Source organism: Baekduia sp. (assembly GCF_035318805.1).
Classification (GTDB): Bacteria; Actinomycetota; Thermoleophilia; order Solirubrobacterales; family Solirubrobacteraceae; genus Baekduia.
On sequence record NZ_DATHDY010000097.1, the window covers coordinates 105,556 to 118,226 of the forward strand.

The window sequence follows — 12,671 nt, forward strand, 5'->3', positions numbered from 1 at the left end:
CTGCGTCACGGCGTGGCGGTCCCGAGCTTCGGCGAGCCCTTCACGCCCTGCGTCGCGGTGTGCACCGTGCCCTTGGCGTCCTTCAGCGCGAGGACGAGCTTCTTGGCCGAGCTCTGATCGGCGACCACGTAGACGGTGCCGGTCTCGCTCACGCCCTGGACGGTGGCGGCCTGCTTGGTGACCAGGCCCTGCCCCGTGATCGTCTCGACGATCGAGGTGGCGGCGGGGAACGCGCCCTTGGCCACGCCGGACACCGCCGTCTGCGCGGCGGACTTCAGCGCGGCGGTCGCCTGGGCCGCCTGCTGGCCGCGTGCGGTGTCGGTCTGGAGCTTCGCGACGCCGGACTTCACCTTGGCGCCGAAGTAGATGATGGCCTGGGCGCTGGAGTCCGCCGTCTCGACGACGCAGAGCTGCGGATCGCCCGCGAGCTTGTGCGAGAGCGTTGCGGTGCTCTCCTTGGCGGCCGCCGGCCAGGTGATGAGCGTCGTGGCGTACCAGGCCTGCGACGGCGCGGGCACCGCCGAGGCCTTGACGAGCTTGGAGTAGTCGTCGGTGCAGGAGACCGTCCCCGAGGTCCCGCCCGTCCCCGAGGTGCTCTTGGCCGACCGCTTCAGGCTCACCTGGTCGTCGGTGACGGTGACGGTCAGGCCCGAAGCCGCGTCGGTCGCCGACTTCGCGGAGGCGGTGCTGCCACCGCAGGCCGTGAGGCCGAGGATCACGCCGAGGCCGAGCGTGGACGAGACGGCAACGCACGCCAGTGCGCGCGAGAAGCGGGAGGTCATGCCCACACCATGCCCCACGGTCCTAAACGCAACCTTGCCGCGGGCGCGCGCTTCGGAGATTCTCATCCTGCGGTGCGCTTGCGCGCGCGGCCGACGCAGGCGACGCGCCGAGGGCGACGGACACGTCGCCCTCGGTGACTGGTCGCTACGCGCCTGCCGGGGCTCCGCCGAGGATCTCGGTGACGCCTTCGGTCGTGATCGGCCGGCCCCCGATCGTCAGCTGTCCACTGGACATGTCGTCGATGACGACCCACGTCAGGCCCCGTACGGGCTCGCCCACCACCGAGGCGAACGTCTCGGTGATCCGCTCGGCGATCTCGGCCTTCTGGTCCTCGTCGAGGACGCCCTCCATGACACGGCAGTTGATGTACGGCATCGCAGCCTCCGCTCGTTTGGTGTTCGACGAGTCGCAGTGAAGGGACGCACCGTGTGAGCCGGCGTGTGAACGTCATGCAGGGACCGGCGGGAGGAGCGAGGCGAGCGCGGGGTTGTCGATGTCCGCCGCAAGCAGATGTGCCGCCTCGAGCGACTCCGCGTGGCCGAGTTGTGCGCGATGCAGGTGCGCGCGCACGACCATCTCCCGCAGGCCACACCGCTCGGCGAGCGCGGTCAGCCGCTCGACGATCTGCGCCGCATCCGACGCCTCCGTCCGGACGGCCAGCGCGGCGGCGCTGTCCAGGACGTAGGCATGCACCCAGGCATAGGCGTCCGAGACGCGCGTGACGCGAACCACCGCGTCGGCGAACCCGTCGCGCGCGGTGGTGACGTCGCCGGCGTCGAGCGCGATCAGACCGGCGAGCCGCACGCTCATGGCCTCCCAGCACGGATCGCCCAGGCGGCAGGCCAGACGGAAGGTGCGGTCCAAGGCGTTGGCCGCCTCGTCCCGGCGGCCGCCGAGCAGCGACGCCTCGGCGCGAAGCGCCTCCGGCCATGGGCGGAAGGCCGTCCAACGCTCCGCCGCAACGAGCACCAGGCTCTCGTCGAGCGCCGTCGTCGCCAACGCAAGGTCGCCGCGCAGCAGATGCGCACGGCCGACGAGCGACAGCGACCACGCCGCCTGTCGACGACGATGGCAGCGATCCGCCCGCGCCACGGACTTGTGCAGCAGCTCCAGCGCACCGCCGTAGTACGCGCGATCGGACAGCGCCATGCCCCGGACTCCCAACACTGCGCAGAGCTCGTCGTTGCCCTCCGACAGCTCAGTCGCGCGAGACAGCCACCGCCCCGCGGACGCGTTGCGGCCGGCCTGCGTGTCGATGTATCCCAGCTCCCGGCATGCCACCGCCGCGGTATGCCGTTCGCCGCACCCGTCAGCGAGCCGCAGAGCCTCGTGCAATCGCAGCGCGCCCTCTTCGTCACGGCCGCGCAGCGCGTGGACCAAGGCCGAGCCGAGCGTCACGAGCGCGCGCGACTCCAGGCCCGCGTCACCGGCGGCAGCGGCCTCGGCGCAGGCCCGGCGCAGGATCTCGATTCCCGGCTCGACGGCGCCGGCCTCCAGCGCGGCCTCCCCCGCCTCGAGCTGCGCGAGCGCCGCCTCGGCGTCCCCCACGGCGGCGCCCGGCCGTGCCAGGGGCTCGCGCGCCGCGAGCCGTAGCTCGGGACCCGGCGTGATCCCGAGCTCACCGATCAGCAGCGCCTCGCACTCCGCGAGCTGCCGGCTGGCATCGGCCTGACGCCCGCTACGGGCGAGGCAACGGATCAGCAGCTCCTGCCCCGGCTGGTCGAGCGGATCTCTGGTGACGAGTTCTGTGGCGAGCTCAGTGGCGCCGTCGAGGTTCCCGGCCGCCAACTGGGCGACCGCCTCGTGGTGTGCGAGCGCGCGAGCGGCCCCGCCGAGCGATCGGCGCATGACCCCGAGCCATGCGTCGAACACCGGACTGGAGGGGAACGTCATGCCCTCGAGCAGCTCACCGTCCAGAACGGCCGCGCCCGTGACATCCACGGAGACGTCTGCGCCAAGCCGCAGCTCGAGCGGGTCGCCCTGCACCGCATCGGGGCTGCCGAGCGTTCGACGCAGGTCTGCCAATGTCCAGCGCAGCGCCCCCAGCGGATCGGCGGCCTCCGAGAACAACAACGACGCGACGCGCGTGCGTGGCGGCGACCGCTCGGAGAGCACCAGGTAGGTCAGCAGTGCCCAGGTCTTGCGACCCCGAGGGGGTGCGAGCGGCACGCCGTCTCGCTCGATCCTCGGCCTGCCGAGCAAGTGGATCGCGACGCCTGGGCTCCCCCCGGATCTCCTGTGGTGCATGCTCAGCCGTGCGAGACTTCGACCATGCCACGATACTTCCTGGAACGGACGGTCGGTGACGTCACGCGCGCCGAGCTCGACGCGATCGCCGCGCGCTCCCAGGAGATCCGCGCGGCGCGCTATCCCCAGATCACCTGGGAGCACACCCACGTCGTCCGCAGCCCGGACGGCATGAAGGCGTTCTGCCTCTACGAGTCGCCCGACGCCGACAGCGTCAAGCAGCACGCCGCGGAGCTGGGGCTGCCGCTCGAGCGCTTCTACGAGGTCGAGACCGACCTCTCGCCCTAGGGTTCGACGCACCGACCGTTTGACGCACCGACGGTCTCGATCTCTGGCAATCACCGACTGGTCTTCTGCCCTTGACGGTCCCGTCGGGTGCCAGCGCGCACGCGGACCGGACGGCCGTTGGAGCAGCTGGATGTCGTTAGCATCGTCGCGACGAAGCACGTGGCATCGACCTCTCCACGGAGGTGCGGGACTCGTGAACCGGAATCGGCAGTTGCGGCGGTGTCTCGCCGTGCTGGCGGTGCCCTTGCTCGCCGCCGTCCTGGCGGCGCAGGGCTGTGGCGCGAGGAACGGCTCGGCGAGCACCTCCCCCGCTGAGACGAGCCAACCTGCGGGCACGGCGAAGGTGCTCGCGTTCGACAAGACGGGCGCGAAGCCGGCGAAGAAGTACCGCATCGCCTACCTCGCGGAATGCACCAACAACCCGTATTGCCAGACGCGGCTCAAGGGCATCGAAGCGGCGGCCAAGAAGTACGGCTTCGACGTCAAGGTCTTCGACGCCAACTTCACCCCGCAGACGCAGCTGGGGCAGGTGCAGGACGCGGTCGCGCAGGGCTTCGACGGCTACGTGTTCGCGCCGGTGGCCGCGGCGCCGGGATGCACCATGTGGCAGCGCTTCCTGAAGCCGACCGGCAAGCCGATCGTCACCCTCGACGTGCCGATGTGCAAGGACCCCGATCACACGCCCGGGGTGGCGGCGACCGTGACCATGGTGCGGCAGGCGTTCTTCGACGACCACGTCGACTACGCGTTCCGCAGCTGCAAGAGCGCGTGCAAGGTGGCGGCGATCGGAGGCTTCACGGGCTCGGACCTGTTCACGCTGTGGCAGCGCGCGATCGCGCAGGGGAAGGCGAAGTATCCGAACGTGAAGGTGGTCAGCGACCAGCCCGGGAACTACGACCCGCGGGTCGCGCTGCGGGTGGTCGGCGACGCGCTGCGCGCCAACCCCGACCTCGACGTCGTCATCTCCCCGTGGGACGACATGACCCGTGGCGCGGAGCAGGCGATCGTCGCCGCGGGCAAGAAGCCCGGCAAGGACGTGCGGATCTACTCGACCGGCGCGACGAAGGTCGGCGTGCAGCGGGTCAAGCAGGGCGCCTGGAACGAGACGTCGATCTTCCTGCCGTTCGAGGAGTCCTATTACGCCGGGACCGCGCTGATCATGGCGCTCGAGGGCAAGCCGGTGAACGCCTACGTCAACGAGGCCGACCTGCCGCCGGTGACCAACCTGGGGTCGCTGTACGTCACCAAGCAGAACGCCGCCAGGTTCCGGCCGAGTTACTAGGGCGCACGGGGCGGGCCGATTGAGCGAGGCGAGAACCGAGCCCGAGGGCGCCACGGACGCGGCCGCGACCGCTTCCCTGGCGCTCCGGGGGCGGGCCATCCACAAGTCGTTTCCCGGCGTCCGCGCGCTGCACGACGTCGACTTCGACCTGCGCGCCGGCGAGGTGCACGGCCTCGTGGGCGAGAACGGCGCCGGCAAGTCGACGTTCGTCAAGATCATCATGGGTGCCCATGCCCCGGATCTCGGGGTGGTGGAGGCGTTCGGGCACGAGGTCCGGCACGGCGACCCGCGGGCTCGGCGGCGGGCCGGCATCGCCGCGATCTACCAGGAGCTCACGATCGTGCCCGAGATGTCGGCCGCCGCCAATGTCTTCCTCGGCCGGCCGCAGCGTCGCGGACCGTTCGTCTCCCGCTCGGAGACGCGTCGAGCGTTCAGGCAGCTGACCGCGCGGCTCGGGCTCGCGATCGACCCGGACGTGCGGGCCGCGTCGCTCTCGGTGGCCCACCAGCAGATGCTCGAGATCATGCGGGCGCTCGCCGCCGACCATCGCATCCTGATCATGGACGAGCCCACGGCCTCGCTCGGTCCCGCCGAGCGCGCGCACCTCTACGAGACGATCCGCGGGCTGCGCGAGGAGGGAGTCTCGACCGTCTACGTCTCCCATCAGCTCGACGAGGTGCTCGCCCTGTGCGACCGGGTCTCGGTGATGCGCGACGGCGAGATCGTCGCGACCGAACCGGTGGAGCGCTGGACGAAGGACGGCCTCGTCACCGCCATGCTCGGGCACGTCCTCCTGAAGCCGCCTCGGCAGCCGCGGACGATCGCCGAGCAGGAGGTTCTCCGCGTCGAGGGACTCAGCGTCCCCGGCGTGCTCGACGAGATCTCCTTCACGCTCCGTCGCGGAGAGATCCTCGGCCTCGGCGGGCTCGTCGGCGCCGGTCGCACCGAGCTCCTGCGGGCGCTCGCGGGGGCGGACGCCGGCGCGCGCGGTCGCCTCTTCGTGAGGGGGCGGGAGCGGCCGTGGCCGCGCACGGTGCGGAGCGCGCTCGCCCTGGGGATCGCCCTGGCTCCGGAGGAGCGCAAGTCGCAGGGGCTCGTCCTCTCCCTGAGCGCCGCGGCGAACGTCTCGCTGACCGACATGCGGAGCGTTGCGTCCGGGCCGGTCCTGCGCGGGCGCCGGCGGTTGCGGCGCGCCGCGGAGATCATGCGGCCCTTCGCCTTCGACGCGCGCCGGCTCCGCGAGCCCGCGGGCTCCTTCTCCGGCGGCAACCAGCAGAAGCTCGTCGTCGCCAAGTGGCTGCACCGGCGGCCCGACGTGCTGTTGATGGACGAGTTCACGCGCGGGATCGACGTCGGCGCGAAGGAGGAGATGCTCGCCCTGGTCAGGCGCCTCGCTGCCGAGGGGATGTCCATCATCATCGTCTCCTCCGAGCTCGAGGAGCTCGTCGAGTGCGCGGACCGCGTCCTCGTTCTCGCGCGGGGCCGGCTGATCGGCGAGCTCGGGCACGCCGACGCCTCCGTCGAGCGCATTCTCCGGCTCGCCTTCGAGGTCGAGGAGCGAGCGGAGAACGGGTTGGCGACGTGACGCCGCCGTCATGACCACCTCGCCCACGGCGCAGCACGTCGCCCGCCGCCTGACGCAGAACGCAGGCCGCTACGGCGCCGTCCTGTTGCGGACGTACGGAATCGTCCTCGCCTTCCTGGTCCTCGTCGCGGTCGTCGCGGCGTCGAGCCCGGAGTTCGCGACCCGGACGAACATCTTCAACCTCTTCTCGCAGTGGGCGCCGGCCGGGATCATGGCCGTGGCGATGACGTTCGTCATCCTGGCGGGCGGCTTCGACCTCTCGATCGCCAGCGGGTTCTCCCTCTGCGCCGTCACCGCCGCCGGCGTCGGCCGCACCGAGGACCCGGCCGTCGCGTTCCTCGCCGCCCTCGGGGTGGGGCTCGCCATCGGGCTGGTCAACGGCGTCCTCGTCGAGGGAGCCAGGATCAACCCCTTCATCACGACGGTCGGGACGGGGTTCATCCTCAACGGGATCGCGCTCGTCGTGACCGGCAACATCGCCTACGTCGTCGACGACCCCGACTTCGGCACGGTCGGGGCCGGCCGCTGGCACGGCTTCCCGTACTCGGGGATGATCCTCATCTTCTCCCTCGTCGCCGGCGGGCTGGTCCTCGCCAGGACGGTGTACGGGCAGTCGATCTATGCCGTCGGCGGCAACGCCGAAGCGAGCCGCCTCTCCGGCATCCGCGTCAGCACGACGGTCGGGAGCACCTACGTGTGGTCCGGTCTGTCGATGGGCGTCGCAGGCATCATCGCCGCCTCGCAGCTCAACTCGGCCCAGGCGAACATCAACCCGAACATCGTCTTCGACGTCATCACCATCGTCGTCGTGGGCGGCACGTCCCTTGGGGGCGGCATCGGCGCGATGTGGCGGACGGCGGTGGGCCTCGGGATCATCGCCATCATCTCCAACGCCTTCAGCCTGGCCAACATCAACCCGTACTACCAGGACATCGTCAAGGGGTGCATCATCGTCGGCGCGCTCGCCCTCGACGTCTACGCGCGTCGCCTGGCCGGTCGTGCCCGCACACGGCCGCGCGCGGCTGCCGCTCCGGCGCATCCGGACGCCCCACCGGGCGGAGGCGATCGCGGCTAGATGGGTTGTTCCCGTGGAACAACTCATCTAGGCCAAGAGCCGCTTCACGGCCAGCTCCAGCACGTCGGCGCGGCTACGCGCGCCGTGGTCAGCCGCCATGAAGTGGTTGCCGATCAGCAGCGAGAAGGCGAGCATGGACCGCGCCTCGACCTCGTCCTCGCCTGGACAGAATTCTCCGAACAATGAACGCAGATAGTCCATCCGGCGGTTGTCGACGCGTCGGAGGCGCTCGGCGACCGTCGGGTCGCGCCGCGACCAGTCGCGGACGGCAAGATCGATCGGCAGCAGCCAGTCGCTGAAGGTGAGCGCGCCCGCCCGCCGCAGCTTGGTCCGGGCGTCGCCGCCCTGGTGCTCGACGCGCTCGAGCACCTCATCGGTGCTCGCCCGCTGCCACGTGTCGAGCATCTCCTCCAGCAGCGCGCGCCGGTCCTCGAAGTGCCAGTAGAAGCCGCCCCTGGTGACGCCGAGCGCTTGGGCCAGCGAGTCGATGCGGACGGCGTCGGGGCCACCAGCGGAAAGGGCTCGCAACCCCTCGTCGATCCAGGTGCTGCGCGGCGTGCGGGTCGGTGCGGCCATGGCCTATATCTATCGCGTCCGGCGAGGCGTTGACACCGCTGCTGCTGGTGCGTAGCCTCTCATCCATACAGCACTGTACGGATGGAGGTCCGCGCATGAGGCTCCCGAACACGGCCCACACCTCCCAGCCCTGGCGAATCCATGAGCTCACCCGCGATTTCCAGCTGGAGGACGTGTGGGCGCTGCCGACGCCCGGCGGCCCCGACGAGTTCCCTCGGCTGGTGCGCGCGGTCGCCACGGGCGACCCGTCGAACGGCTCCTCCCCCGCCGTCCGCGCGCTCTGGGCGATCCGGTGGAAGGTCGGGGAGCTGCTCGGCTGGGACGGCCCGGACGCCGGCCTCGGCTCGCGGGTCCCGACGCTCCGCGACCGCTTCCCGGCTGACCTGCGCGACACCCCGTCGGGCCCCGGCTTCGGCACGCTCCCCTTCACCGCGCTCTACCTGCTCGGCGACGAGTGGGCGGCGGAGATCGCCAACCGGACCATGCACGGGGTCATGCATCTCGGCTGGGTGCCGGACGGGACCGGCGGCCACCGCGGCCAGATGGCCGTCTTGGTGAAGCCCAACGGCCTGCTGGGAACCGCCTACATGGCCGCGATCAGGCCGTTCCGGCACCTGATCGTCTACCCCGCGGCGATGCGACAGATCGAGCGGGCCTGGCAAGCGGGGGCCGGCGAGCCGGCACCGGTGCACGGGTGACGGCGAAGGCACGCTTGCGCCACACAGCGTGCGTGGGCGACCATGCGCCGTGGCCTACGACGAGGACCTCGCCAACCGGATCCGTGAGTTGGTGGCCGGCGAATCCGACGTGAGCGAGCAGCGGATGTTCGGCGGCCTGGCGTTCCTGATCGGCGGCAACATGTCCGTGGCGGCCAGCGGTCAGGGCGGCCTGATGGTGCGCGTGGACCCCGAGGCGACCGACGCTCTGGTGGCCAAGCCGCACGTGCGACCGTTCGAGATGCGCGGTCGCGAGATGCAGGGCTGGGTGCGCGTCGACCTGGAGGGCCTTCGCACCAAGCGCCAGCTCGCGCCCTGGGTCCGGCGTGGCGTCGCGTACGCGCGGTCGCTTCCCGCCAAGGGATAGCCGGCCGGCCGGTGGTTGCCCGGGGGCTCAGCGCTCGAGCTCCAGCGGCGGGTATGCCGCCCGCCACATCGCGTCCTGCACGGCCTGGACCGGGTCGGCCAGGTCCGCCTGAGCCACCCCGTCCTGCGCGGCGGCGCGCGCCACGGCGACCGCGACCGTCGAGGACGTGGCTCGGAGGTTTCCGACGTTGGGCAGCAGCCCGGCGCCGGGCGGGCCGACGTCGACCAAGCCGGCGATCGCGTCAGCGGCGGCGAGGAGCATGCCGTCGGTGACGCGGGTGGCGCGTGCGACGATCGCGCCGAGGCCGATGCCGGGATAGCTCAGGGCGTTGTTGGCCTGCCCGATCACGTAGTCGGTGCCGCGACAGGCGACCGGATCCCAGGGGGTGCCGGTGGCGACCAGCGCGCGGCCGTCGGTCCAGTTGATGATGTCGGCGGGCACCGCCTCGATCCGCTTGGTCGGGTTCGACAGCGGAAGGACCATGGGCCGCTCGACGTGTGCGGCCATCTCGCGGATGATCGCCTCGGTGAACGCCCGGTTCTGGGCCGAGGTGCCGATGAGCATCGTCGGGCGCACGTGCGCGACGACCTCGGCGAGGCCGATCGATCCGCCGTTCGCCCAGCCGGCGACCTCCGAACGCGGGCGCGCGTAGGGCTGCTGGAAGTCGCGCAGGTCGTTCATGCCGTCGACGAGCAGGCCCTGGCGGTCGACGCACCAGAAGCGCCGCGTCGCCTCGTCGGCGTCGAGGCCGTCGGCGACCATCACGGTGCGGAGCTGGTCGGCGATCCCCACCCCCGCGCTGCCCGCCCCGAAGATCACGATCCGCTGCTCGCTCGCCCGCGTCCCGGCGACGCGCATCCCCGCCAGCACGGCGGCGAGCACGATCGCGCCGGTTCCCTGGATGTCGTCGTTGAACGTGCACGCGCGGTCGCGGTAGTCGAGCAGGATGCGCCGCGCGTTGGCCGGTCCGAAGTCCTCCCAGTGCAGCAGCGCGTCGGGGAACAGCCGCTGCGCGCACTCGACGTAGGCGGCGATCAGCGCGTCGTAGCGCTCGCCGCGCACGCGGGCGTGGCGGTTGCCGACATAGAACGGGTCGTCGAGCAGGACCTCGTTGTCGGTGCCGGCGTCGAGCATCACCGGGATCACGCGATTCGGGTGCACGCCGGCGGCCGCGGTGTAGATCGCGAGCTTGCCCACGGCGATGTTCATGCCGTTGGCGCCCCAGTCGCCGATGCCGAGGAGCCCCTCACCGTCGGTCGCCACGATCAGATCGACGTCGCCCGCCCCCAGGCCATAGTTGCGCAGCGCGCTCTCGACGCCATCGATGTCGTCGACCGACAGATAGACGCCGTCGGGCCGGCGGAACTCGGTGCTGTAGTGCTCGATGGCCTGGGCCACGACCGGCGTGTAGACGACCGGGAGCATCTCCTGCAGGTGCTCCTCCAGCAGCTTGTAGAACAACACTTCGTTGCGATGTCGGACAGCCGCCAGGAAGGTGTTGCGGGCCAGGTCGTCGGACTGGGCGAGGTACTGCTCATACGAGCGCCGCGTCTGGACGTCCAGCGACAGGACGGCGGGCGGCAGCAGGCCGTCGAGGCCGAGAACGGAGCGTTCGTGCGCGGTGAACGCCGTCCCGCGGTTGCAGCGCGGATCCCTCAGCAGCGCGCGCCCTCGCGGCAGCGAGTCCGTGATCGTCGGGTCCGTCTTCATAGCCATCAGGTCGACATCACTCTGGTCGCCCGGCCCGCTCATCAGGACTGTCCGGCTGGCCTGTGGATACTGGTCGAGCGCACAAGGACCGCGCCTTCCCTCGGCGAACACGCCGGCCTGCTGCGCTCAGCCGCGCGTCGCCGCGATCACGACGGCAACGCGCCGACGCGGTCGTGCAGCGAGCGCGCCTTGAGGTATGCGTCGACCGCGCGGGTCGAGCCGACCAACGCCCCATGGGAGGTCGCCCGGACGTCCTCCACCAGCACGTATTGCCGTCGCCACCAGGCCGCCGAGCGAGCGACCACCGCCGGTCCATCGAGCCGCTCGATCACCGCCGCCGCCTCCGCTTCGATCGGCTGGCCTCCGATCAGGTCGAGCGCGAGCGGAGCGCAGTCGTCGCCCGCGTCTTGACCCGAGGCATAGCCTGTTGACGAGCGCCTCGCAAGACGCCGCGTGGACGACCGGTGGGACCCAACGTCAGCGGGAGCACAGCGTGGACAACTCGGCGGCGGTGCCCGGACCGGCACCACAAGCGTCGGCCGACGAGATCGGCCGGGTCGAGGCCCGGGGGATCGACTACGTTCCGGAGCGCGATCGCCACTCGCATCCGCGCGACCTCGCGTGGGCCATGTTCGGGCCGCAGTTCGGCTTCGGCAACATGGTGTTCGGGTCGCTGGGCATCGTCTTCGGGCTCAGTTGGTGGAGCACCTTCACGGCTGTCACCGCCGGCGTCGCGCTCGGCTCGCTGATCTTCACCGGGGTGGCGATCCAGTCGCCCAAGACCGGGACGAACAACGCCGTCTCGAGCGGCGCCTTCTTCGGCGTGAGGGGGCGCTACCTCGGCTCCCTGATCAGCCTCGTCATCGGACTGGCGTTCTTCGCGATCCTCGTCTGGACCGCGGGCCAGACGATCGTCGTGGTCTTCCACCGGCTCATCGGCACCGGCACCGGCGACGTCGCGCTGTCGATCGCGATGCTGGTCGTGTCGCTGCTCTCGTTCGTGCTCGCGATCTACGGGCACGCGACGCTGGTGGCGAGCTTCCGGTTCATCGCGATCGCGAGCGCGGGGGTCTCGCTGCTGGCGGTGATCGTCCTGGCCGGCAAGTTCCACGCGGTGCACGGCGGGAGCTACCTGCTCGAGGCGTACTGGCCGACGTGGGTGCTGACGATGGTGCTCGCAGCGTTGCTGCCGATCACCTGGGGGCCGTTCATCGGCGACTACGGTCGCTACATCCCCTCCGGGACGAACGCGCGCACGTGCGCGCTCGCCGCAGGCCTCGGCATCTTCGCGGGCTGCTGGCTGGCCGAGATCGTCGCCGCCTACGCGACCACGACGTTCGAGGATCCGACGACCGCCTTCGCGATCGGCTTCCCGGCCGCGTCGCCGCTCTGGTTCGCGATCCTCCTGATGATCGCTCCCGGCGGGCTGGCCAACATCGAGAGCGCCGCCATGTGCGTGTACAACGCGGCGCTCGACCTTCAGGCCGTGTTCTGGCGTCTCTCGCGCGCGCAGCTCACGTTCGTGATCAGCGCGATCGGGCTCGCCGCTGCGTACGTCGGGCTGATCGGCTTCAACGCGATCAAGTCGATCGAGGCGTTCGCGACGCTCATGCTCGTCACGTGCACCCCCTGGATGGTCATCATGACCATCGGGCACCTGTTGCGACATGGGTGGTACGAGCCCAACGACCTCCAGGCGTTCGCGGGCGGCGCGAAGACGGGCGTCTACTGGTTCACCGGCGGCTTCAACGTCAGAGCGGTCGTCGCCTGGGGTGCCGCGGTGGCGACCGGCATGCTGTTCGCATCGACGAGCATCATCACCGGGCCGCTCACCAGGCACGTGAGCGGGATCGACCTGAGCTTCACGAGCGCGGCGGTGGTCGGCGGCGTCCTGTACTACGCGCTCGTCAAGATCTTCCCCGAGCGAGGGGTCATGCCCATTCCACGTGGAGGCGAGCGGGGCTCCACGTGGAGGCGAGGCGGGGTTACGCTTTCAGGTTGATGCGCCGCGCTTGCTGCCGCAGCCGATGCGCCGGATATCC

The 12,671-nt window shown here is 71.0% G+C and carries 13 protein-coding genes; 7 read left to right on the plus strand and 6 right to left on the minus strand.

Annotated features, from left to right (window positions below; translation table 11 throughout):
* Positions 1 to 5 precede the first annotated feature (5 nt).
* The 3 genes from VK501_RS20535 to VK501_RS20545 all read right to left on the minus strand — a co-directional run bounded on the left by VK501_RS20535 (position 6) and on the right by VK501_RS20545 (position 2,952).
* Complete coding sequence (locus tag VK501_RS20535) at positions 6 to 782, minus strand: hypothetical protein (RefSeq protein ID WP_324340696.1); 777 nt, start codon at positions 780 to 782, stop codon at positions 6 to 8.
* A 145-nt stretch (positions 783 to 927) separates the two neighbouring features.
* Positions 928 to 1,158, minus strand: coding sequence for a 4-oxalocrotonate tautomerase family protein (locus VK501_RS20540; protein WP_324340697.1), 231 nt, complete (start codon positions 1,156 to 1,158; stop codon positions 928 to 930).
* Positions 1,159 to 1,230: 72 nt separating this feature from the next.
* Complete coding sequence (locus VK501_RS20545; protein ID WP_324340700.1) at positions 1,231 to 2,952, minus strand: AfsR/SARP family transcriptional regulator; 1,722 nt, start codon at positions 2,950 to 2,952, stop codon at positions 1,231 to 1,233.
* Between the two features lie 102 nt (positions 2,953 to 3,054).
* Between VK501_RS20545 and VK501_RS20550 the strand changes: the two genes are divergently transcribed.
* The 4 genes from VK501_RS20550 (at position 3,055) to VK501_RS20565 (ending at position 7,260) form a co-directional block, all read left to right on the plus strand.
* A complete protein-coding gene (locus VK501_RS20550) occupies positions 3,055 to 3,318 on the plus strand; it encodes a DUF4242 domain-containing protein (protein ID WP_324340702.1) in 264 nt (87 codons plus the stop codon).
* 229 nt (positions 3,319 to 3,547) lie between these two features.
* The gene (locus VK501_RS20555) at positions 3,548 to 4,600 is read left to right on the plus strand and encodes a sugar ABC transporter substrate-binding protein (RefSeq protein WP_324340704.1); all 1,053 of its coding nucleotides are present in this window, start codon (positions 3,548 to 3,550) and stop codon (positions 4,598 to 4,600) included.
* A gap of 19 nt (positions 4,601 to 4,619) precedes the next feature.
* Positions 4,620 to 6,185, plus strand: a complete 1,566-nt coding sequence (locus tag VK501_RS20560) for a sugar ABC transporter ATP-binding protein (RefSeq protein WP_324340706.1) — start codon at positions 4,620 to 4,622, stop codon at positions 6,183 to 6,185.
* A 10-nt stretch (positions 6,186 to 6,195) separates the two neighbouring features.
* Positions 6,196 to 7,260, plus strand: a complete 1,065-nt coding sequence (locus VK501_RS20565; protein ID WP_324340708.1) for an ABC transporter permease — start codon at positions 6,196 to 6,198, stop codon at positions 7,258 to 7,260.
* 27 nt (positions 7,261 to 7,287) lie between these two features.
* Here VK501_RS20565 and VK501_RS20570 read toward each other — a convergent pair whose 3' ends face one another.
* Complete coding sequence (locus tag VK501_RS20570) at positions 7,288 to 7,836, minus strand: helix-turn-helix domain-containing protein (protein ID WP_324340710.1); 549 nt, start codon at positions 7,834 to 7,836, stop codon at positions 7,288 to 7,290.
* A 95-nt stretch (positions 7,837 to 7,931) separates the two neighbouring features.
* Here VK501_RS20570 and VK501_RS20575 point away from each other — a divergent pair, with 95 nt between their 5' ends.
* On the plus strand, positions 7,932 to 8,534 hold the full coding sequence (locus tag VK501_RS20575) for a DUF2867 domain-containing protein (protein WP_324340712.1): 603 nt from the start codon (positions 7,932 to 7,934) through the stop codon (positions 8,532 to 8,534).
* A 49-nt stretch (positions 8,535 to 8,583) separates the two neighbouring features.
* Entirely contained in the window at positions 8,584 to 8,919 is a 336-nt protein-coding gene (locus tag VK501_RS20580; protein WP_324340713.1) for a TfoX/Sxy family protein, read from the plus strand.
* 27 nt (positions 8,920 to 8,946) lie between these two features.
* On the opposite strand, the gene VK501_RS20585 is transcribed toward VK501_RS20580, so the two are convergent.
* Positions 8,947 to 10,635 (minus strand): NAD-dependent malic enzyme, encoded by a 1,689-nt coding sequence (locus tag VK501_RS20585; protein ID WP_324340715.1) that lies wholly within the window; start codon positions 10,633 to 10,635, stop codon positions 8,947 to 8,949.
* Positions 10,636 to 10,775: 140 nt separating this feature from the next.
* On the minus strand, positions 10,776 to 10,961 hold the full coding sequence (locus VK501_RS20590; protein ID WP_324340717.1) for a hypothetical protein: 186 nt from the start codon (positions 10,959 to 10,961) through the stop codon (positions 10,776 to 10,778).
* Positions 10,962 to 11,122: 161 nt separating this feature from the next.
* Here VK501_RS20590 and VK501_RS20595 point away from each other — a divergent pair, with 161 nt between their 5' ends.
* On the plus strand, positions 11,123 to 12,631 hold the full coding sequence (locus VK501_RS20595; protein WP_324340719.1) for a purine-cytosine permease family protein: 1,509 nt from the start codon (positions 11,123 to 11,125) through the stop codon (positions 12,629 to 12,631).
* Positions 12,632 to 12,671 lie beyond the last annotated feature (40 nt).